Here is a 21,336-nt window from a genome sequence, read left to right on the forward strand (position 1 = left end):
TCCAACCGCGTTGAGCAATTAAAATCAAGCGATTAGCCATCTATACAGGACATATTGCTGTCATGCCAGCATGCTAAACTACTTATCATTATCGACGGTAACGTTGATCGGTTACGCCTACATCTCCGCCTACATCGACAGTTTATATGGATAGACTATGACGCACCCAGCCATCTGTTTGCCAACGCTTATTGCCCACCGTGGCTACTCAGCAGCCGCGCCTGAAAATACCTTAACGGCGGTGCGTGCCGCTCACCAAGCAGGTGCTACCTGGGTAGAACTGGACGTTCAGCTACTGGGCGATGGGACCCCTGTGATTTGGCACGATAGCGATATTAACCGCTGTTCTGACCAGCGTGGTGAACTTGCCAGCCTGACGTGGCAACAAGCGCAACAGCTTGACGTTGGCAGCTGGTTTGGCGATGCATTTGCAGGTGAAAGGATGGCCAGCCTTGAGGCAATGCTAGCGCTATTGAACGAGCTGAACATGGGGGTGAATTTAGAAATCAAGGTAAACAAAGGCCGCGACCCCATCGCCTTAGTGGAGACCATCTTGCCAGTCGTATTAGCCGCCCTACCCGCCGAGCGGCTGATTGTGTCCTCGTTTGATGCCCAAGCCTTAGCTCGTTGCCGCCTTATTGCACCTAAAGAAGCACTCGCGCTGGGCGTACTGTTTGGCAGTATACCGCCTACCTGGCGTAGCCAATGTGAAGCCGTCGAGGCGTTTAGCATTCACCCCCACTGGCCACGCTTAAAACATACACAGGCCGCTGCCATGCGCCGCGATGGTTATGAAATTTTATGCTATACCGCCAACGACCCAGGCGCGTTTGAAAGCCGTTGGAACTGGGGAATAGCCAGTGCGATTACCGATGAGCCTGAAGCGTTTCAACGCTATTTGAATAATCGACGGCAACACGGTTAAATTCGCTCACTGCCTAACTAATTGCTAAGGAAAATCATGCACTATCTTGGTGCCCATGTGAGCGCAGCGGGTGGCGCTGATCAAGCAGTGTTACGCGCGGTCGATATCGGCGCAAACGGCTTTGCCCTCTTCACTAAAAATCAGCGACAGTGGAAAGGTAAACCACTGACTGACGAAGCGATTGTAGCGTTTAAACACGCCTGCCAAACCCATGGGTTTGGCCCAGAACAAATTTTGCCCCATGACAGTTACCTGATTAACTTAGGCCACCCAGAAGCCGATGGGCTTGAAAAGTCACGCGTGGCGTTTTTAGACGAAATGCAGCGCTGTGAGCAACTAGGCCTTACCTTATTGAACTTTCACCCTGGCAGTCACCTGAACAAAATTAGCGAAACCGACTGCCTCAAACGCATCGCGGACTCGATCAACGAGGCGTTGTTACCCACAAAAGGTGTCACGGCAGTGATTGAAAACACCGCCGGACAAGGCACTAACCTTGGCTGGCGCTTCGAGCATTTGGCAGAAATTATTGCTCACGTTGATGATAAAACCCGTGTTGGCGTCTGTATTGATACTTGCCATGCTTTCGCCGCCGGATATGACTTGCGTACCGCCGAGGCCACCAAGGCAACGTTGAATGAGCTAGGCAAGGTGGTCGGCTTTGAGTATTTACGTGGTATGCATTTAAACGATGCCAAGAGTGCTTTCGCCAGCCGTGTAGACCGCCACCACAGCCTGGGTAAGGGCAATATTGGCCTGGACGCGTTCACAACGATCATGCAAGACAAACGCATTCATGACATACCGATGATTTTGGAAACCGTCGAACCCGGCATTTGGGCTGACGAACTCAATTGGTTACGCTCGCAAGTGCTCGATGCTCAAGTGCCTGACGCAGCGCCTGGCAAATAGTGAATCACATCGTGAAACCGTAGCCGTGTCGTCGTACTGTTACGCATGGCGTGGGGGCGGTCGGCAAAAAAGCGCAGCCCCTCGCCAACCCGCAATGTTTGCCAGCGCTCGTCAATGCGCAGCTCCATCTCACCCTCGACAACGACAATGTGCTCTACCACCCCGCTAGCGTGGGGAGACGATTCACTGATGGCTCCGGGCGCCAGTTCAATCATAAACATTTCAAAGCCCAACAGCGGGTCATAAGGAAATAGCAACCTCGCCTGCATGCCAGCACTATCATCGCCCCAAACAGACTCCCAGCCATACCGGTGAAGTTCTCCTAGCGCAGGCTTGTCGCCATCAAATAGGGTTGAAAACGACACCCGAAAGCCGCTAGCAATTTTCCACAGCGTTGATACCGTTGGGCTTGATTCACCACGCTCTATCTGTCCCAACATGGCTTTACTCACCCCCGTTTTACTCGCCGCGCGATCTAGGCTCCAGCCACGATCTTTGCGCAGTTTTTTAACGGTTCCCGCAACATGTTCAGCAATGGTGTGTGGCTCACTTGCCATGAGGCTCTCCTCGATATTCACCTAAGTAGTTTACCGATTCATTCATTGATACACACGGGCACTTAACACTTGTGCGTTATTACGCACAATGATAGCCTCTTGCGATCGTGCGCTATAACGCACAAACTACCGCGCTAGCGAGGCAACACAATGGAAGCGCCACAAACTCTGCCGACCAATGACACGCCCAACACCTCTTTCTGGCAAGACATCAGCGTCTCGACCGTTACCGCAGGTTTTGTGGCGGTAACCATTGGCTATACGAGCTCAGCGGCGATCATTTTCCAAGCGGCTGCCGCTGCGGGTGCCAGCACCGCACAAATTAGCTCCTGGCTGTGGGCGCTGGGTATTGGTATGGGCATTACCTCATTAGGGCTTTCGCTGCGCTATCGCATGCCTTTATTAACAGCATGGTCAACGCCAGGTGCAGCGTTTTTGGCGACGAACCTTCCTGGCGTTCCCATTGAAGAAGCTATCGGTGCTTTTCTATTCTCTGCGCTGCTGATTACGCTATGCGGGGTAACAGGGTTGTTTGAGCGCGTGATGCGTTATATACCCAGCGCGATTGCATCCGCTTTATTGGCAGGTATTCTGCTGCGCTTTGGCTTAGAGCTGTTTAACGTTATGGAAAACCAATGGCGGCTACCACTGGCTATGTTAGCCGCCTGGGTAGCAGGCCGACGTTTATGGCCGACACTCGCGGTGCCCGGCGTACTATTAATCGGCATTGCAATTACCCTGTGGCAGGGCCAACTAAACCTACAAAATATTCCGCTGGCACCTACAGCCCCTGTTTTCATCACGCCCGTCTTTTCGCTGCCAACACTGATCAGCATTGGCATTCCTTTGTTTGTGATTACCATGGCGACCCAAAACTTACCTGGTGTAGCAGTGCTCCGGGCAGCAGGCTATCAGCCAAACAGTTCGCCACTTATCAGTTGGACAGGGGGTGCAACGCTTTTGCTCGCCCCCTTTGGTGGCTATGCGCTTAATATGGCGGCTATTAGCGCAGCAGTATGTATTGGGCCAGATTCACATGCCGACCCGCGCAGACGCTATACCGCAGGCGTGGCAGCGGGTGTGTTCTATATCGCAATGGGGATCTTTGGGGGCACAGTTACCGGCGTCTTCAATACACTTCCCAGTGTCTTGGTCATGTCGCTAGCAGGTATTGCGTTACTGGGCACCTTAAGTGGTGGGTTAGCAAATGCATTTGAGAATAGCGGGCAACGAGATGCCGCCATTATCACCTTTTTACTCACTGGTTCAGGCATCACTTTGCTAGGTATAGGCGGCGCATTCTGGGGGCTTGTAGCAGGCTTGGTGGTACTAAAGCTGACAAAGCCCCCACACGGTTAGACGTAGATAAGACAACGCGCTAATAAAAAGCCCCCAGAGCGTTCACTACTGGGCTAATGCCAGTCAGTTAAGCCTGTCTGGCATTAGCCGATGGGCTGGTAAGTGCCTGACGGTGATTCCACCCCAGCCCTCCGTGTCGCCCTCGTCATTCTCGCAGGCCCTTAGCGGGAATCCATGTTGACCTGGGATTTCGGGCGGCTGCAGGCCAAGGTCAAGGTGGATTCCCGATTACCCCACTCGGGAATGACACTTTCCACCCCGTCATTCCCGCGTGCCTGCCGTCTTGTCATTCCCGCATGCTTTTAGCGGGAATCCAGTTTGATGTTGGTACGCTGGCCTCGGCGGGTAAGGTCAAGGTGGATTCCCGGTTACCCCACTCGGGAATGACACTTTCCACTCCGTCATTCCCGCGTGCCTGCCGTCTTGTCATTCCCGCATGCTTTTAGCGGGAATCCAGTTTGACGTTAGTACTCCGGCCTCGGCGGGTAAGGTCAGGGTGGTTTCCCGATCACCCCACTCGGGAATGACGTACGGTGACTCGGGAATGACGTGCGGTTTACGCGTTACATCGTCGCGAGGCGTTCTTCATCCATCACGCCCGACATCCTCACCATGGCTAATGCTTCATCCAGGCTTGCCACTTCTTCCATCATCAACAACTCGTTTTCCAAACTAACCGGCTGTCCAGCTTTATCTGATAACAGCTTCTCTAATGCAGCTACGTCCATAGCGTCGTCTAAGTGGTGAATATCTACCGACGCACTGCTCGCGCTGGGCAGGTAGATAGTGCCATTAGAGAAATCCACGGCATAGGCGATGACACCCGGCACAATGAAAAACAGTAACCCAACACCGTTGGCGATAGCCACGACCGGGTCTACATTACCACTTAATTGCCCTTTACGTTCAGGGTAAAAAAGCGTCCCACAACCACTTAACGTTACAATGGAGACACCTACAATGGCCCCCGTTAACCAACGGCGTACTACTTGCTGCATGAAGGTTCCCTCAAAGTCCTAACATACCGATAGCCGAAGAAAATGCTGTTATTAACCAGTGCTATCGAGCCACAAAACTTGGCGAGTTTAGCACATTTGATTACCAACACACGCCAAGCTGTTAACGTAGGATTTTGCCGCTTTACCCGCTTAGCCGTACAATGCAGCATTCAACGCTAGCTTAAGCGCTGCATTACCTAACGATTTTGCATTACCCCTACCAACAAGGAATACTCACGCCCATGCGCGCCAGCCAATTATTGATTGCGACATTAAAAGAAACTCCGGCCGACGCTGAAGTCATCAGCCACCAGTTAATGCTGCGCGCTGGTATGATCCGTCGTCTTACCTCTGGCCTCTATACGTGGCTGCCTCTTGGCCTACGCACGCTGCGTAAGGTTGAAGCCATTGTTCGCGAAGAGATGAACCGTGCCGGCGCTCAGGAAGTATTGATGCCCGCCGTGCAGCCTGCTGACCTATGGCAAGAGTCTGGCCGCTGGGAGCAGTACGGCCCGGAACTGCTGCGTCTGAAAGACCGTCACGAGCGCGATTACTGCGTAGGCCCAACCCATGAAGAAGTGATTACCGACCTGGTACGTAAAGAAATTGCCAGCTATAAGCAATTACCGGTTAACTTCTATCAAATCCAGACAAAATTCCGTGATGAGATTCGCCCACGCTTTGGAGTGATGCGCTCTCGCGAGTTTATTATGAAGGATGCTTACTCCTTCCATCTGGACGAAGCCTCCCTCAAAGAGACTTACCAAGCGATGTATGATGCCTATACACGCATCTTCACTCGCCTAGGTCTCGACTTCCGTCCTGTCATTGCTGACAACGGCTCGATTGGCGGTACTGGCTCCCACGAGTTTCACGTATTAGCCGATTCAGGAGAAGATGATATTGTGTTCTCCAACGCCTCTGATTACGCCGCTAACATGGAAAAAGCTGAGGCCCTCCCCGCACCTCTCGGTAGCAACGTAGAGCGCGCAGCCCCCAGCGAAGAGATACGCTTGGTCGATACGCCAAACGCTAAAACTATCGCCGCCCTGGTCGAGCAGTACGACCTGCCTATCGAAAAGACCATTAAAACGCTAATGGTGCACGCCGCCGAAGGTGGCTTGATTGCTCTTCTTATCCGTGGCGACCATGAGCTAAATGAAGTCAAAGCTGAAAACCTTCCCCAGGTGGCCGCTCCGCTGACCATGGCGAGTGAAGAAGAAATTCGTGCAGCCGTTGGAGCAGGGCCTGGCTCCCTCGGCCCTGTCGGCTTGGAAATGCCGATCATTATTGACCGCAGTGTAACGCTAATAAGTGATTTTGGTGCCGGCGCAAATATCGATGGTCAGCACTACTTTGGCATTAACTGGGAGCGCGACGTTGCCCTACCCCAAGTTGCCGATCTACGTAACGTGGTAGAGGGTGACCCTTCGCCCGACGGTAAAGGCACGCTTTCTATCAAACGTGGCATAGAAGTGGGTCACGTCTTCCAGCTTGGACAAAAGTATTCCGAAGCAATGAACGCGACAGTACTGGGCGACAACGGTAAAACCAGTCACCCATGGATGGGCTGCTATGGCATCGGCGTTACCCGCGTGGTAGCTGCCGCCATTGAGCAAAACCACGATGATTCAGGCATTATCTGGCCAAACGCCATCGCACCGTTCCAAGTAGCGCTGGTACCGATGAACGCCCACAAATCACAACGTGTGCGCGAAGAGTCTGAACGCCTTTACCAAGCACTAACAGCGGCGGGCTTAGACGTGCTGCTTGACGACCGCGATACACGCCCCGGTGTTAAGTTTGCCGACCTGGAACTGATGGGTGTGCCCCATCGCTTGGTGATTGGTGATCGCGGCCTAGATAACGGTGAACTGGAATACAAAGGTCGCCGAGATAATGAGGCGACCATGATTCCTGCTGACACCATTATTGATTTCTTGCGTGAAAAAGCAGGGCTGAGTAGCAATAAGTAAGACCACGTATGTTGCTGGGCGCAATAGCGTGGCATTTTCGCTGGGTTAACCGGTGGCTTTTAGCAGGCAGCATGTTCATTGCTGCCTTGCTGACGGCCAATGCAGTGGCAGCACCGCTGCGACTGACCCTTGATGCTGCCCATCAACAAACATCTTATTCTCAGCAGCAGTTGCAACAGTGGCGTAGCCGTATGGATGCGCCACTATCACGGTTTATCCGCGAACCAGCACAACGCCACGAATTATTAACGAGGCTGTACCAAGAAGCCCATTTAGCGGGCTTACCACCTGAGCTAGTGCTAGCTCTCATTCAAGTAGAGAGCGCATTTGAAGCCGATGCGGTCTCGTCTGCTGGCGCTACCGGACTCATGCAAATTATGCCTTTCTGGGTCGAAGAGCTTGGCCTGCCAATAGACAACCTTAGCGATCCTAATCGTAATCTGCGTTATGGCTGCACTATTTTAGCCCACTACCTCGCCGTCGAACGCGGCGACTTCACCCGCGCATTGGCTCGTTATAACGGCAGCCTAGGACAAACATGGTACCCAGAACGGGTGCTAAAAGCATGGCGAGATGATTGGCGTTAATCGGCGACAGGCTGCACTAACCCTAAGCTGACTAGCTGGCCCAGTAAATGGCAGATATCCCGCTTGATACTTTGCCTGCTAGCACCAACAAAAAAAGCCATTAAGGTATCAACAATGTCATCTTGGCATAGAGCCTCATGCTGCAGCAGCGCCCACACGGCTCTACTCGTCACATTCAAACGATGAATTTCGCCGCCCTCTTTCGCAATGACGAACAGCTCTTCACCCAATGGAAACTCATGAGCCACCGGGCTAATTTGCCACCTGCGCGTGTCGTTTGGTGCCAGTGCATGGCTCTGTTTGAACGCCTCAGGCGCAGTTTGGCGACGACACATATTCGTCGCCACAGCACCGCCAAGAAACCCATCGTTATCTATCTCGGTTGCCAGCCACGTTGCCGCTTCGTAAGCATCTCGGTAACGCATTAAAAAACACGGCAAATCTTTTAAGAGTGGCAAAAAGCGTTCAATCAACGTTTTATCCGACTCATGCTCAGCAAAATTCTGCTGCAACAACTGCCAGAGTCCATCCCCTGGCTGCAGGCGAACAAGCTGTGGCTCACTGATCGATTCATCGCGCTCAATAAGGAGTATGGCGCCTAGCGGACAACGCACCCCATGTGATGCCAGCTGCTGCTCGTTTAACGCTAAGTAGCCGTAGCGATCATCATGCGGCCCAAGATGAGTGGCAACAAACTGATGAAACTCAGACGCTAGAGTCTCGGGCAACGGTAAACGCAACCTAGGTGCAACACCCAGCGCTATCCCTTCACCATAACTGTTAAGTGTAAGTACATCATCGCCGAACACCCGATAACCAGCCGCGGCAAACGCTGCGGTCAGAGTACTTTTACCCGCTCGGTGGCTATCCGGAAATATTACTAGCTGTTGATTAACCTCTACCGCCCCGCAGTGAATCCCAATATGCTCAGGATGATGCCGAAGATAGGCACCTGCTAAATCAGCAATCACACTGCATGCGGTTCCTGCGGGTGTATCTAATAACATGCCACCCGGTAATGCCGGCGCTTCCTGCCAGTAACCATTAGGATGCTGCCAAACGCAAATAGCAGGCGCATGCTGCTGAGGCTCACAGGGTGTTAACTGCCAGCCAGGCATTGCCTGTTGAATCACTGGAAGTAGGTTTTCAGCATCAACCAAGCGCAAGCAAGGACCAATATTTTCCAGTGCATAATCGTCAGTAATCGATGTGCTAGCCACGTTCAATCCTACCAGCGAGGTAATAAACGACTTATGCGAATCTCAATAACAGCGTCTCTATCCCAACGAGAGCGCTGTGGGCGAGAGTAGTAAGGGCGGGAATAACCTGGGCGTGAATGCTTTGTTTTTGAATAGCGAGGTCTTGAATAGCTATGTCTTGAATAGCTTGGTCTTGAATAGCTATGTCTTGAATAACGGGGCCTTGAATAGCTGGGCCGCGAGTAACGTGAACGGGAATGGTGATGTTCGCGCGCTTCAGCTTGCCCCATGGAAAACAGCGTAGGGGCAACGTAAAGTGCAGCGGCGCCAAGGCCTAAACTTGCTAGCACTTGACGGCGTGAACGCTGCTTATTCAGCAGGGAATCGGCTTCATTGCTCATATCAGCACTCCGGATTAATCGCTAGAAAGGTTATGAAACACTGTTTCAAAAACAATCCTAGCCCCGAAGCAAATGCCAAACCACCGGTTGGGCACCACTTTCCCATTGTTTACTTTTTTTAATTAACTTGCTGTGTTTTGTGAAAGCATTATGCAGCTGCGGTAATCTGCCAGTCATCACGCCCTGCGCTCTTTACTCGGTAAAGCGCTTTGTCAGCCGCTTCATAGGCAGTAGAGAGCGTGAACTCCCCTGCAGTAAAGCGCACAGCGCCAATACTCAGCGTTACCCTTTCATTATCTGGATGCGCAGGATGTTTAAAATCGGCTTCCTGTAAAGCAGAGGTCACTTGATCACAATAACTAACCAATAGCGCATCGTCATTACAAGGCACTACAGCAGCAAACTCATCACCTCCGAGTCGATACAGTTTTGCGTCTTTACCAAGCACGTGTTTGAGAAGGCGTGCTAGGCGCCGCAATAGTTGATCTCCTTCGGGGTGGCCCAAAAAATCGTTGTATTGCTTAAAAAAGTCAATATCAACCAAAATCAAGGCAAGGGATTCCCCTTCGTTATTGACGATATCTTGATGCAGCGCACTTCGATTGCCTATGCCTGTCAGGGGATCGCACATTGCCTGCTGCATCCAGATCAACATTTGCTCTGTGGCGTGCTCAGTACGTCGCAACTGACGCTCATGCATTCGCCAAAACAGTAGCCCCAGTACAAAAATCACCAAACTAGAATAGGTGACAACCTGATTATGACGGCGTGTGTTTTGAGAAAACTCATTAATCGCCATACCACGCAGATCAAGCTGGTTCATCTCAATGCGTGTTAAGCATTCAATGGGGCCTAATAATTCAGCGGCGGCGTCAAACGGTGCCACGTTATTTTCATCGAGGCGTTGGGTCAGCAACGTTAGGGTCTGAAGACTGGTATTGGTGCAAGTATATTTTTGACGATACACGTCAATATCAATTAACCCATAGGCGAGATCTAGATTAAGCCTAAGCGCTTGCTGCTCATCTTCAAACAGCGATTCGCTAAGTAAATAGCGCTGGGCACGCTGTAAATACTCCCGTGATCGGGTGGCTAACTGTTGCCCTGTCAAACTGCCTGTTTGGCTAAAATACGCTTGTATCTCTGGGTATACCCAGCGAGCTTCGTATACTATCACCACCATTAGCGCCATAAAGCTCATTAGGCTTAACGATAGCCATGTCACATAGCGCCGCTTCCTAGCGAAAGGATTAGGCGGCGGTTGGACGGTCACCACTGAGCCTCGATGCTACGAATCATCCAGATCCAATCATTGAATTCACGCAGATTTTCGATATCTCGTTGATCGTCGTACGACTGTTCTACCAAGCGCAATGGCCCACGAGAACGCAATGTAAGAGGCTCTCCATCCTCTTCTGTCACCATTAACCATTTAGGATCATCCCAGCCACTGAGCGTTACTTCGTAATCATCCCATGCTGTAAAGTGCAATGCAGGGGGAACTTCGCCAAACTGATCGATTAAAAAACGACGAAACTCAAGCCCACGCATAGCCACTTCGCGCCCTTGAAAGGGGTCAAATAGAGTCACCGTCGTTGTCGACTGCTGACGTAATTCATCGGTGGAGAGCGTTGTAGTTTTCTCACCATTAATAACACTTAATGCCTGAGCATAAGCTGGCATGGATAGCCAACTAAGTAATAGCAGAAAGCAAACAGCGCTAGCCTTTAGAAAATGATGCGTGAAACCGCGTATGGCAACAATGGAAGTAACAGCATTCATGGCAAACGTTTTCCTAGCAGTTTTATGCCTTAATTGTGCTGCTGTGTACTCTACCAGACAGATCAGCTAATTACTTAGAAACCATTCTTAACGAAACAGTTTTAGGATATCCATTTTTGCCAACAAAATTTTTTACCAACAAAAAAAGCCGGCCCAAATGGGCCGGCAACAGGAAGCTCACTATCAAAAGCAAGCCCCCTCCCCTGACGACTGTCACAACAAGCGGCGTTAATGCTTTTTACGTTCATCCTTTCGGAGATGATCACGCACGACAAAACCTACCCAACCAATCATAAAAACGATCATTAACGCGACAGTAACTAGACCGAAAATAACAGTATCATCCCAGTACATGGTGATCCCCTCCCGCCGTGATGTATGACACCATCGTAGTGTCTTAACACCGGCAGGAAGCTGACCTGGGTCAAGCTTTTTAAAGGGGCTAATCTCGGCCTATCAGGAACTTGATATGGATCAGTTTTTAACGCTTAAAGAGCCTTTCAGCGTAAAATACGTCGTACATTTTGTTCGCATTGACGTTTTAATGGCTCTTAAAATTAAAAGCCCCAGCAATGCACAAAGCAATAGACAATGTCTGCCCATTAACCATTAAAGCACTTTTCGATCTTCTACTTTGCTGTGTTCAGTTCCTGGAGGCAGTGGATGCCCTTTGGCCAATTCTGCACGGGTAGCATCCCGCACTTCTAATACATTAACCTGATAACGAAGTGTGTGACCTGCCAGCGGGTGGTTCGTATCGACCGTTACTATGTCACCATCAATGCTCAGCACCGTGACAATTTGCGGGCCTGCTTCTCCTTCAGTTTGGAAACGGCTGCCCGGTTCCAACACCGCGTTGCCAAACGACGCACGATTCACTTCTTGCACTAAGTCTTCATTGCGAATTCCGTAGGCATCAGCAGGTGCAAGCGTGACTCGCAGCTCATCTCCAGCCGTTTTATCTTCCAAAGCACGCTCTAAACCAGGCAAAATATTATCGTGCCCATGGAGATACTCTAGGGGCTTAGCACGCGCGTTGGAGTCGTCTAGCACGCGGGTGCTGCCATCGCTAAGCACATCGCTTAACACGTAGTGTAAAGTGACTACCTGATGGGCTGTAATCGACATGGAAAACTCCTCTCCGGTAAGCTATCGGCTTTGTCATGGATATCAGGCCTAGTCTATCACTGACCAGTTTTTAGTGGGCCTAGATGCAGACGTTTTCTTTCCAGGAGTGTTAATCCACATGCCCACCCCGATACCCCGGCGTAGTTGGTCGAGTGCGCTCGGTATTTACTGTCGCGCCCCTGTCATCACTATGTTGTTTTTAGGTTTTTCTGCAGGCCTGCCTTTTTTGCTGGTGTTTTCTACCCTTTCTGCATGGTTACGCAGCGATGGAGTAGAAGTGGCCGCTATTGGCTTTTTCGCCTGGATTGGCATGCTCTACTCAATCAAGTTTTTTTGGGCACCTATTGTTGACCGACTTGCACTGCCAATCCTGACGCGTTCGTTTGGACAGCGCCGTGGTTGGATGCTGCTTGCCCAGGGAATGATTGCGATAGGGCTAATTGGCTTAGCGGGGGTAAGCCCGGTGGGCAATTTGGGCTGGGTGGCGACCTTTGCGCTGCTGGTAGCCTTTGGCTCGGCCACCCAGGATATCGCCATTGACGCGTATCGCATCGAATCAGCAGATGACGATGTACAGGCTGCGATGGCTTCTACTTACATTATCGGCTATCGCGGGGGGCTGCTAGCAGCGGGTGCGGGTGCGCTCTACGTTGCCTCAGCATTTTCCTGGAATGCCGCTTATCTTTCCATGGCGGCGCTAGTAGGCATTGGCGTGATCACTGTGCTCATTCGCCCTGAACCAAAGCGCGCTTCGCTCACGGTTCAACTCATTCACGAACCAAAGGTCCGTGCCTTCATTCGTGCCAGCCGTGGCCAACCAAAAGTTTTGCGGCGTTTAGGTGCTTGGGTGATTGGTGCCATTGTGTGCCCTTTTACCGACTTCTTCCGTCGCTATGGGGTAAAGGCGCTAGGCATTTTAGTCTTTATCGCAGTGTTCCGAATTAGCGACCTTGCCATGGCCTCTATGGCAAATCCACTGTATATCGACTTAGGCTTTTCGCTGGCTACTATCGCTAACGTCACCAATATTTTTGGTATTGCCATGAGCATTACGGGAGGAATTCTTGGCGGTTTGCTGGTTGCTCGCTACGGCATTGGGCCACTGCTTATCATTGGCGCTGGCTTTGTCATGGTAACCAATCTACTGTTTGCAGCTTTGGCATTGATTGGCAACCAACTGCCCATGCTGGTGGTCACCATTATTGGCGACAACCTTGCCAACGGCTTAGCTAGTGCGGTCTTTATTGCGTTTCTCTCTAGCTTAACGTCGCGGGCGTATACCGCGACTCAGTACGCACTGTTTTCGTCGCTGATGACACTACCAGGCAAATTTCTAAGTGGTTTTGGCGGGCTGGTCGTCACCGCTCAGGGATACGCCACTTTCTTCGTAGTGGCCACTCTGCTCGGGTTACCCGCCATTCTGCTAGCCATCTGGATCAGTCGAGATAAGCAGTTGGTGCCTACCCCAGTGATCGCAGAAGCAAAATAAAGCTAGCGGTGATCCGCTAACCACGCCAGCGCTCCTGGCGTGGTGCGCCACTGGTCACGCATCAACGTACGATATTGCCATGCTTCTGCGCGGGAGCCAGGATCGACCTGACCATCCGCGTGAGGCATTGAAGGCCGCGGGTTCTCGGCGCATAGCAGCTCAAGGGCGTAGCGATTATGGGCGATCACATCCGCCAGTGCTGCTTCAGCGGCATCGTGATTTTCCAACCGATACAGGGCTAGAGTACGGCCCATCAATAACCCCAATTCTAAAGAGCCATCGTCTTTTTGAGGCTCCTCAGTGAGCGCTAGCGCTTCTTCATTGCGGTCATCACGCAATAATTGATCAAGTACCAACTCCCTCAAGCCGAGGCTGTCTTCCGGATCGATAGCGAGCAGCTCTTCGGCCAACTCGCGGGAGTGCTGGCGCGCTCCGCGCTCCATGCCTACCACCAGCGCAAGGCCTGTCCGCAGTAGCATGGCGTTATCTGCATCATCCCAACATAGGCTGCCGTCACCTGCAGCGCGAGCCTGCTCTAGCCAGCGGGAAAGACGCAACGCCAGCGGTTCCAGCAACCCCGGTGCCATCCACGGCAGGCTACCAAAGCGACTGGTCAGTGCTAGGGTTAAATCTTGCACTACCTGGGGGGCATCCAACCATTCTGGGTGAGCACACAGCTCAGACATCCAGTCTATTGCATTCACCCACGGATCATCGCGAAAGCCCAAGGCAACTTCTTCATCGACCATCACTTGAAACTGTTCGTGCCAGGCCGCAAACAGGGTTTCTTCACGTGCAGTGGTGGTGTAGTGCAACCTTCCGGAATCGGCATCTTGCTCAATAGTAAGCTTTGGAGCGATAGGTAGTGCAGCTAACAGCGCCTGCAACGACACCAGCGGCGTCGCCATATCTTCTTCAGCACTCAACAGCTGGTCGGCTAGGGTGGCACCCGGGTTTTCTGCCAGGGCTGCTAGAAATTCAAGCTGCTCTTCATCTAGCTCACCCTGACGAACAAGACGGCGATACCAGAAATTAGCACGCTCTTTGGCCTCGGCTTCATGGCCTTCATGCAGCAGCAGCATGGCTTCAATATAGGCTAGCGTCGGTGAATCCGGCAGTGCCTGCTGAGCTTTTACGAACGCGGCACGGGCGCTGTCTAAGTCATCGTTATCCAGGTGCATTAAGCACAGCCGTTCTAGCGCTACACCGCGCAAAAACAGCGGGCCGCGCTCCATAACGTCGTCAAGCAGATCAGCACGCTTACGGGTAAAGCCACGCTCTTGATAAATATCTAGCAAAATTTCAAAGGCAGGCTCGGCCTGCTCCGGCAAACGCGACCAATCACTGCCATCAAACAGAGACTCAAGAATCTGCATTGAACGCCCGGTTTGGCCGCTTTCAGCAGCAATTAACCCGGCTTCTAATAGGGCCTGGGCAGGTGCTTGTTGGCTTTCTAGTGCTGCTTTAAGCGTAGCGCCCTTCCACTCACGCAGGGAAAGCATCCACATCATCTGTTCAGGTATATCCGTGGGGAAGTCAACGCGGTAGCAGCACTGTTTGAACTTGCGCCCTGAATCACACCAGCAAGGCTCATTGCGGCCTGGGGTGGCCAACGGTTCGCTTGCAAAATCAAGCCGCTCTAGCGGCGTTTGCGACCATAAAATAGGTGCAAGCGCCTGAGCGGTTGCCACATCGCCATTAAACGCATCCGCGCCTTCGGCACGCACCCAGGTCATAAAATCGGGGTAGTGTTCTTGCTGCCTAATTGCCGAGAGTGCCCCAGAGGCAAATCCCAGCAGTTGATCGACCCATACCGCCAGCATTGCCGTCTCCACTGTCTTCAAAACGCTATTGAAAAGCGCAATAGTCTAGCATGACAGGCGACGCTCCCGCAGCGGCTATTCATTATGGGGTGCGCGCCCAGGCTAGCAGTGGCTCGGTGCGGGTATGCATATCTAGACGTGCTTTAAGGCGCACTAAGTTCCAATAGTGCCCATTCAGCGCTCGGGAAAGCAGCAAAGTATCCGCTGGCGGTTGCAGACGATCCATGGCGGCCCACACTTTTGGCGTTAGCTCGCGCAAGCGACGGTGTACCCGCACATCACTGAAATCCTGCTCACCTGGGGCAAACAGCGGCGATACGCATTCTGCAGACTCCCGATAAAGTGCCAGCGGCGCGCCCTGCCCCTGACGACCACCCATTTTCATTAGCGCATCATCCATCGCCATGGGGTCTTGAGCCAGCGTGGCATCTAATAACTGCATCATGGCTTTCAAGCGCGCTTCCGGCACTGGTATCACTGCGCCGAAATCATAGATAACCAAGCGCCCTTCTGCATCTGCTGCAAAGTTACCGGCATGAGGGTCAGCGTGCAGCTCACCATAGGTAAACAACTCCTCGGTAATCCAATCAGCCAGTGCCACTGCGACTTTCTGACGGGTGGCATCATCAGTGCTTTCTAAATCCCGAAGCGGTGTGCCTCCCACGTAACGCATCGCCAACACATGCTGCCCTGAAAGCTCAAACAGCGGTTCAGGTATCACCAGCTGAGGATTATCCTGATACCGCTCACGATAGCGGGCCAGCGCTTGCGCTTCAGCGTGATAATCTAACTCTTCACGCAGCCCCGCCGCTAACTCTTCAAAGAGCGCATCCAAACGCGCCTGCGGCACCTTGAACCAACGCCCCAGGCTCATAATACGTTTCACCTGTTTCAGATCGCTCTCAAGCACATCCGCAAGCCCAGGATACTGCACTTTAAGCACTACGGTTTCGCCTGCAAGGGTGATTGCTTTATGCACCTGCCCCATCGAGGCACTAGCAAACGGGCGCTCTTCTATTTGGCTAAAATGCTTATTAATATCACCGTACTGAAGCACCAACGCTTCACGAATACGCGGCCACGGCATGGGCTCTGCCTGACGTTGTAAACGAGCGAGTTCGTTCGCTAAATCTGGGGGCAACAGGTCATCCCACTGAGACATAATTTGCGCCAGCTTCATGGCCGGGCCTTTTAGTTCAGAAAGCCCTTCAAACAGCGCTTCACCCAATGCCCGCCAATCAGCTTGGCCACCTAAACGGGTTTTCAGCAGCGCCCCGCCAGTGCGGGCGCCTAGCCCTAATAAACGTCGTGTTCTACCGCGCTCGCGCATGTAAACCGCCTCAGTAATTGCTTTCTGACAGCTTACTCAATTTGTTAATTTTATACAAAAACTATACACAAAAATAAACAAATCCACTTATAAAACAACTCCATCTAATTATCTATGGCATAGGCAACACGCTAACCTGTTGCAAGTTCTGCTAACATGGCAATTTGTTGACCAAACGCCAGGGCCACACACTGTATGCGCTTGATTATCGCCGAGAAACCCAGCCTTGCACGGGCCATTGCTGACGCACTACCCAGCAGCGCAAAACGCCAGGATGGCGCTATGGTCTGCGGCGACACCACGGTAACGTGGTGCCTAGGCCACTTGCTAGAACAGGCCCCACCCGAAGCTTACGACCCCGCCGATAAACAGTGGCGGCTAGATCGGTTACCCATTGTGCCGCAGCAGTGGAAACTGATGCCGCGACCTAAGGCGCGTGGGCAACTGGCAGTGATTCGCAAGCTGATTAAGCAGGCCACCAGCGTGGTCCACGCTGGCGATCCAGATCGCGAAGGCCAACTACTGGTGCAGGAAGTAATTGAGTACATGAAGTATCGCGGCCCTGTTCAGAGGCTGCTGATCAGCGACCTTAACAAACCCGCCGTGAGCCGTGCACTTGCCAAGCTGCGCTCCAATATGGAATACCAGCCGCTGTTTCAAGCGGCACAGGCGCGCTCGCGTGCTGACTGGCTTTACGGCATTAACTTAACCCGCGCCTGGACGCTAACCGGCCGCCAAGCAGGGCATGACGGCGTGCTTTCCGTTGGCCGTGTGCAAACCCCAGTACTGGGGCTGATCGTGCGCCGCGACAATGCCATTCGTGACTTCAAGCCCCACCCGTTCTACCCGCTGTGGGCGGATTTACAGGTGGCCCAAGGCCAGCTGCGCGCCTGGTGGGCACCTAAAGCGCACCAGCCCTTAGATGAACAAGGACGGCTGATTGATCGCACTCCCGCCGATGCCTTAGCAGCACGGCTTCCCGGCGCTCGGGGCACCCTAACCACCCTCGATCAACAGGAAAAACGCCAAGCGCCGCCGCTGCCCTATTCGCTTTCTGCGCTACAAGTAGACGCCGCGCGCCGCCATGGGCTTTCCGCACAGATGGTGCTGGATATTTGCCAGCGGCTTTATGAACAGCACAAATTAATTACTTACCCTCGCTCCGACTGCCGCTACCTGCCCGAAGAGCATCTAGCGCTGGCCCAACGTAGCTTAAGCAGCGCCTGCCAGAACGATGACACGCTGCGTCAGTGGCTGAATGGAGCCGACTTTACCCTGCGCTCAAAAGCCTGGAACGACAAACAAGTAGGCGCACACCATGCCCTAGCACCAACGGGCAAGCCCGCCGACTTTAGCCAGCTTTCCGCTACTGAAGGCCATGTATTTCGGTTGATTGTGCGCAATGTGATGGCGCAGTTTTACCGGCCGCTGCGCACCTTTGAGGTGAAAGCTGAGTTCACCCTGTTAGATGAAGCGTTCCGTGCTCGCGGCCAGAGCATTCTTGATTACGGTTGGAAGCCACTCTTCACCACCCTCGATGAAACTCCACCGCTGCCGCCACTCACCCAGGGGGAAGCTTGCCAAGCACTTGGCGCAGGCGTTGAAGAGAAAGAAACCCGCCCGCCGGAACCGTTCACTGATGCCAGTTTAATTAAAGCGATGATGAACATTGGTCGCTACGTAGATGACCCCAACGTGCGCCGTACGCTACGTGACACCGACGGCCTTGGCACCGAAGCAACCCGCGCAGGTATTATTGAAACACTGGTACAGCGTGGCTACTTGGTGCGTCAGCAAAAAGCCCTGCGTGCCACCAAGCTGGGCTGTGCGCTGATCGCTGCCTTACCAAGCGCCGTAAGCACGCCGGAACGCACCGCCCTTTGGGAACAGCGGCTTAGGGCAATCTCAGAACAGCAGGATGACCCTGGCGCGTTTCAGCAAGCACTCTTGGATGATCTTTGCGGACTACTTACCCACAGCGATGCGGCCAAGCTAAGGCAGAGCCTGCAAACAGCCCAAGGCGAGGCCAGTGGGCAGACAAAGCGTGTTAGTAAGTCGAGAAAAAGCTATACGAAAAAGAAAAGTACCGGTGTCAGAAAAAAGACGAGCTGAAATTATTAACCACCGGCAATCATCATATTGCCGACTAAACCAAGCAAGAAGCCAGTAACCGCACCCACTGCAGGCATACTATGATGTGCAAGCTTAGATTCTGGTGCAATATCCTGGAAAACTAAATAAAGGATTCCCGCACTGGCAAACAGCATTAAAGCGCCCATCAACTCGTCATACTGAGACAATAAGTAATACCCTGTAACGGCAGAAGCGGGCCCCACTAACGCTAAACCACTAAAAGCTAGCACGATTTTATTTGATGAGAGTTGAGAGTGACTGCTTAACTCCTCAAAAGCATTAAACCCTTCAGGTAAGTTTTGCAGAATCATTAACAGGGCCAACAATAATCCAGCGCTTCCTCCAGCGGCAAAGGCTGCGCCTAAAGCAATGGCTTCTGGGATAAAGTCAGAAAGCATCGCGACCAGCTGTCCAACAGAGCTGTTCAGCCTACTTAAAAAAGTATCCAAAAGATAAAAGCACACCCCTCCAGCGGCAAAACACAATGCGGAAAACAAAGGAGACAGTTTGCTCGTTCCCTCAGGAACTAGCACCAAAGCGACTGCCGATATAAGCGCACCCCCGCCAAAAGCAACAATGAAATGCCGCCACGAAGTACCCAAGAAATAAGGATGCACAAGATCAAGCCTAGCGAGCAATGCCCCCGTGGGCATCGCCGCGCCAGCTAGCAATGATAATAATAAGATATACGTAATTTCAGTCATCGATATTGGCTATCACTCTGCTTATAGACCATAGACTTCAAGCACTGCCCTCTCACGACTTTACAGCTCATCTGACAACAGTGGCGGCATCGGACAGTCGAGGATATCGGCCATTACCCGGAACAACTCAGCTTCAGCTGGGCGAATATGCCCGCTATGCTCAATGCAGCGCGCCATGGCTTGTAAAAGAACGGGCTTTTGCAGCGGCTTTAAGCGCCGTAAGCGCTCCACGGCCAAACTTAACGCCCGCATATCACTTACTTCGTTAGTGGCAGACAGGGCGAACGGCAGCTCGCTTTCCGCTGCGTTAAGCGCCGCGCTAACCTCTTCAGGGTTATCCTGGTCAGGGTTATCCTGGCCAGCTGCCGCTAGCACACTGAGTAGGCGCTGGCACTCTCGCTGTAAATCGCTGAGTTTAAGATGAGCGAGTCCACTGTTCTTTTCGCCCAGATTGTTCAGCAGCAGCTGATACAGCATCCATTCAAACAAACTGACGTGGCCATCCGCGTTGATCAACCGCTCCATACAGAGGCGAAAGTGTTGAGCCTGCTCAACGGAAAGTGACTTTAAGGCTGGTAATGCCAATTCAACTAGCGGCAGTCGTAACTCAATATCCAACCTCAATACTTCTGACCCAATGTCCATTAGCACGCGATAAACATCTGGCAAGGCAATTTGTTGTAATGCCTCTAGCTGCTGCTCACGAACTGACGGTTTATCACTTAATAGCAGCGCATAGATTAACGCACGAGCAGTATAAGGTTCATGGGCTGCGGTTTTGATTCGTTCTGGCAGCGCCTCTAGCGCTGCCCTGGCTTGCGCCAGATGGCGTTGAGTGGGCTGGCCGATGGCGTTAATGGCCGTTTGAGCAGAAGCTGCGGTTAATACAGCAGTCATCGTCCCTTTGCTTAGCTTCGCATCAGAACGGTCTTCACTGCCATCTTCACTATCTACGGAGCCGGGGGTGTCATGATCAGTTTGCTGCGAGTACCAGCGAACCTCGAAGCGGCCATCCCAGTCTGGCATTACCCGTTGAATACGATTTTTAAGTGGCGGGTGGGTCGCCATCATACGAGTCAACCCCAGTTTTATGCCCTGGCCGAAAAGCAGGTGGCTGAATTCCGCTGCCTGAGGCGCTTTCAGGTAGGAACCCTGACGATGCGAGCCGATCTTGACCAGCGCATTACCAATGCCATAGGGGTTACGAGTGAACTGTACTGCCGAAGCATCCGCCAAATATTCGCGCTGCCGACTGACCGCTGACTTAATCAGATTGCCAAAAAAGGTGCCTGCATAGCCGACCACCATTAGCGCCGCTCCCAGCCCCAAAATTACCGCCGCTGAGTTGTTACGTTTACTGCCGCCAGCACGCCGATAGCGCATGCTACGTAGCAAAGTGCCACCCAATAGCCCAATCAGAAGAATACCGTGGAGGATGCTGACCAAGCGTATGTTTAGCCGCATATCACCGTACAGAATATGACTAAACTCATGCGCAACGACACCTTGCAACTCTTCCCGCGTTAGATTGCGGATGGTGCCACGGGTAATACCAATCACCGCATCGGTGGTTTGGAAGCCTGCGGCGAAAGCATTGATGCCCTCTTCTTCTACGACATAAACGGAAGGCACTAGCGTGCCCGATGCAATGGCCATTTCTTCAACCACATTGAGAATGCGGCGTTCATCGGCGTCGTGGGTCGTTAGATTAATCTCTCGTCCACCCAGCGCTTCAGCGACTGCCCGACCACCACCACTTAGCTGACGTTGTTTAAATAGACCGCCGAGCACCACAACAGCCAGCACCCCAATAGCCACACCAGCAACTAGTTGAAATGAGAGCGCGGACCACATTCCCTGTGCCGAAAGGCTGGTTTGTTCTGCACCACTCATCAGATGCAAGGCGATGGCAACGACCAATGTCGTCACGATCACCAACGCCAGCACTGCCAGTACCAGCAAGATAACCAGATACCAGGTTTTGCGCCGAGCGTGTTCCTGAGCAGTGAAAAAATCCATGCAATCCTGGCTCC

19 protein-coding genes are annotated in these 21,336 nt (G+C 52.5%); 7 read left to right on the plus strand and 12 right to left on the minus strand.

What is annotated here, in order from left to right; translation table 11 throughout:
• The first annotated feature begins 157 nt into the window (after nt 1–157).
• Together K1Y77_RS09405 and nfo are read left to right on the plus strand one after the other, a co-directional pair.
• Nucleotides 158–925, plus strand: coding sequence for a glycerophosphodiester phosphodiesterase family protein (locus K1Y77_RS09405; protein ID WP_264428137.1), 768 nt, complete (start codon nt 158–160; stop codon nt 923–925).
• Nucleotides 926–961: 36 nt separating this feature from the next.
• Complete coding sequence (gene nfo / locus K1Y77_RS09410; protein WP_264428139.1) at nt 962–1,837, plus strand: deoxyribonuclease IV; 876 nt, start codon at nt 962–964, stop codon at nt 1,835–1,837.
• On the opposite strand, the gene K1Y77_RS09415 is transcribed toward nfo, so the two are convergent.
• A complete protein-coding gene (locus K1Y77_RS09415; protein ID WP_030072610.1) occupies nt 1,807–2,394 on the minus strand; it encodes a helix-turn-helix domain-containing protein in 588 nt (195 codons plus the stop codon). The two genes, nfo and K1Y77_RS09415, sit on opposite strands and share 31 nt — an antisense overlap.
• Nucleotides 2,395–2,544: 150 nt before the next feature.
• Here K1Y77_RS09415 and K1Y77_RS09420 point away from each other — a divergent pair, with 150 nt between their 5' ends.
• Nucleotides 2,545–3,753, plus strand: coding sequence for a benzoate/H(+) symporter BenE family transporter (locus K1Y77_RS09420; protein ID WP_030072608.1), 1,209 nt, complete (start codon nt 2,545–2,547; stop codon nt 3,751–3,753).
• A gap of 563 nt (nt 3,754–4,316) precedes the next feature.
• Here K1Y77_RS09420 and K1Y77_RS09425 read toward each other — a convergent pair.
• Complete coding sequence (locus tag K1Y77_RS09425; protein WP_030072606.1) at nt 4,317–4,751, minus strand: hypothetical protein; 435 nt, start codon at nt 4,749–4,751, stop codon at nt 4,317–4,319.
• A gap of 242 nt (nt 4,752–4,993) precedes the next feature.
• On the opposite strand from K1Y77_RS09425, the gene K1Y77_RS09430 reads away from it, so the two are divergent.
• A complete protein-coding gene (locus tag K1Y77_RS09430; RefSeq protein ID WP_264428142.1) occupies nt 4,994–6,727 on the plus strand; it encodes a proline--tRNA ligase in 1,734 nt (577 codons plus the stop codon).
• A 71-nt stretch (nt 6,728–6,798) separates the two neighbouring features.
• The gene (locus K1Y77_RS09435) at nt 6,799–7,314 is read left to right on the plus strand and encodes a lytic transglycosylase domain-containing protein (RefSeq protein ID WP_232222370.1); all 516 of its coding nucleotides are present in this window, start codon (nt 6,799–6,801) and stop codon (nt 7,312–7,314) included.
• On the opposite strand, the gene K1Y77_RS09440 is transcribed toward K1Y77_RS09435, so the two are convergent.
• The 6 genes from K1Y77_RS09440 to K1Y77_RS09460 form a co-directional block, all read right to left on the minus strand.
• Nucleotides 7,311–8,534, minus strand: coding sequence for a PqqD family protein (locus K1Y77_RS09440; protein WP_030072599.1), 1,224 nt, complete (start codon nt 8,532–8,534; stop codon nt 7,311–7,313). The genes K1Y77_RS09435 and K1Y77_RS09440 overlap by 4 nt on opposite strands.
• Before the next feature lie 31 nt (nt 8,535–8,565).
• On the minus strand, nt 8,566–8,844 hold the full coding sequence (locus K1Y77_RS09445) for a hypothetical protein (protein ID WP_264428147.1): 279 nt from the start codon (nt 8,842–8,844) through the stop codon (nt 8,566–8,568).
• Between the two features lie 218 nt (nt 8,845–9,062).
• Nucleotides 9,063–10,139, minus strand: coding sequence for a GGDEF domain-containing protein (locus K1Y77_RS09450; RefSeq protein WP_084180443.1), 1,077 nt, complete (start codon nt 10,137–10,139; stop codon nt 9,063–9,065).
• A gap of 44 nt (nt 10,140–10,183) precedes the next feature.
• Nucleotides 10,184–10,696 (minus strand): hypothetical protein, encoded by a 513-nt coding sequence (locus K1Y77_RS09455; RefSeq protein WP_264428149.1) that lies wholly within the window; start codon nt 10,694–10,696, stop codon nt 10,184–10,186.
• A 228-nt stretch (nt 10,697–10,924) separates the two neighbouring features.
• Nucleotides 10,925–11,050 (minus strand): cytochrome c oxidase subunit CcoM, encoded by a 126-nt coding sequence (gene ccoM / locus K1Y77_RS17390; RefSeq protein WP_009724614.1) that lies wholly within the window; start codon nt 11,048–11,050, stop codon nt 10,925–10,927.
• 255 nt (nt 11,051–11,305) lie between these two features.
• Nucleotides 11,306–11,824, minus strand: a complete 519-nt coding sequence (locus K1Y77_RS09460; RefSeq protein WP_030072591.1) for an FKBP-type peptidyl-prolyl cis-trans isomerase — start codon at nt 11,822–11,824, stop codon at nt 11,306–11,308.
• Between the two features lie 118 nt (nt 11,825–11,942).
• Here K1Y77_RS09460 and K1Y77_RS09465 point away from each other — a divergent pair, with 118 nt between their 5' ends.
• Complete coding sequence (locus K1Y77_RS09465) at nt 11,943–13,313, plus strand: AmpG family muropeptide MFS transporter (protein ID WP_030072589.1); 1,371 nt, start codon at nt 11,943–11,945, stop codon at nt 13,311–13,313.
• A 2-nt stretch (nt 13,314–13,315) separates the two neighbouring features.
• Here K1Y77_RS09465 and K1Y77_RS09470 read toward each other — a convergent pair whose 3' ends face one another.
• Together K1Y77_RS09470 and K1Y77_RS09475 are read right to left on the minus strand one after the other, a co-directional pair.
• On the minus strand, nt 13,316–15,136 hold the full coding sequence (locus tag K1Y77_RS09470) for an SEC-C domain-containing protein (protein WP_030072587.1): 1,821 nt from the start codon (nt 15,134–15,136) through the stop codon (nt 13,316–13,318).
• Between the two features lie 82 nt (nt 15,137–15,218).
• Nucleotides 15,219–16,466, minus strand: a complete 1,248-nt coding sequence (locus tag K1Y77_RS09475) for an ABC1 kinase family protein (protein ID WP_264428151.1) — start codon at nt 16,464–16,466, stop codon at nt 15,219–15,221.
• Nucleotides 16,467–16,661: 195 nt separating this feature from the next.
• Here K1Y77_RS09475 and K1Y77_RS09480 point away from each other — a divergent pair, with 195 nt between their 5' ends.
• On the plus strand, nt 16,662–18,578 hold the full coding sequence (locus K1Y77_RS09480) for a DNA topoisomerase III (RefSeq protein ID WP_264428153.1): 1,917 nt from the start codon (nt 16,662–16,664) through the stop codon (nt 18,576–18,578).
• A 5-nt stretch (nt 18,579–18,583) separates the two neighbouring features.
• Here the strand turns inward: K1Y77_RS09480 and K1Y77_RS09485 are convergent, their stop codons facing one another.
• Together K1Y77_RS09485 and K1Y77_RS09490 are read right to left on the minus strand one after the other, a co-directional pair.
• Nucleotides 18,584–19,303 (minus strand): ZIP family metal transporter, encoded by a 720-nt coding sequence (locus K1Y77_RS09485; RefSeq protein ID WP_264428154.1) that lies wholly within the window; start codon nt 19,301–19,303, stop codon nt 18,584–18,586.
• Nucleotides 19,304–19,363: 60 nt separating this feature from the next.
• A complete protein-coding gene (locus K1Y77_RS09490; protein ID WP_264428155.1) occupies nt 19,364–21,322 on the minus strand; it encodes a M48 family metallopeptidase in 1,959 nt (652 codons plus the stop codon).
• Nucleotides 21,323–21,336: the final 14 nt, after the last annotated feature.

The organism is Halomonas qaidamensis, assembly GCF_025917315.1.
GTDB classification, from domain to species: domain Bacteria; phylum Pseudomonadota; class Gammaproteobacteria; order Pseudomonadales; family Halomonadaceae; genus Vreelandella; species Vreelandella qaidamensis.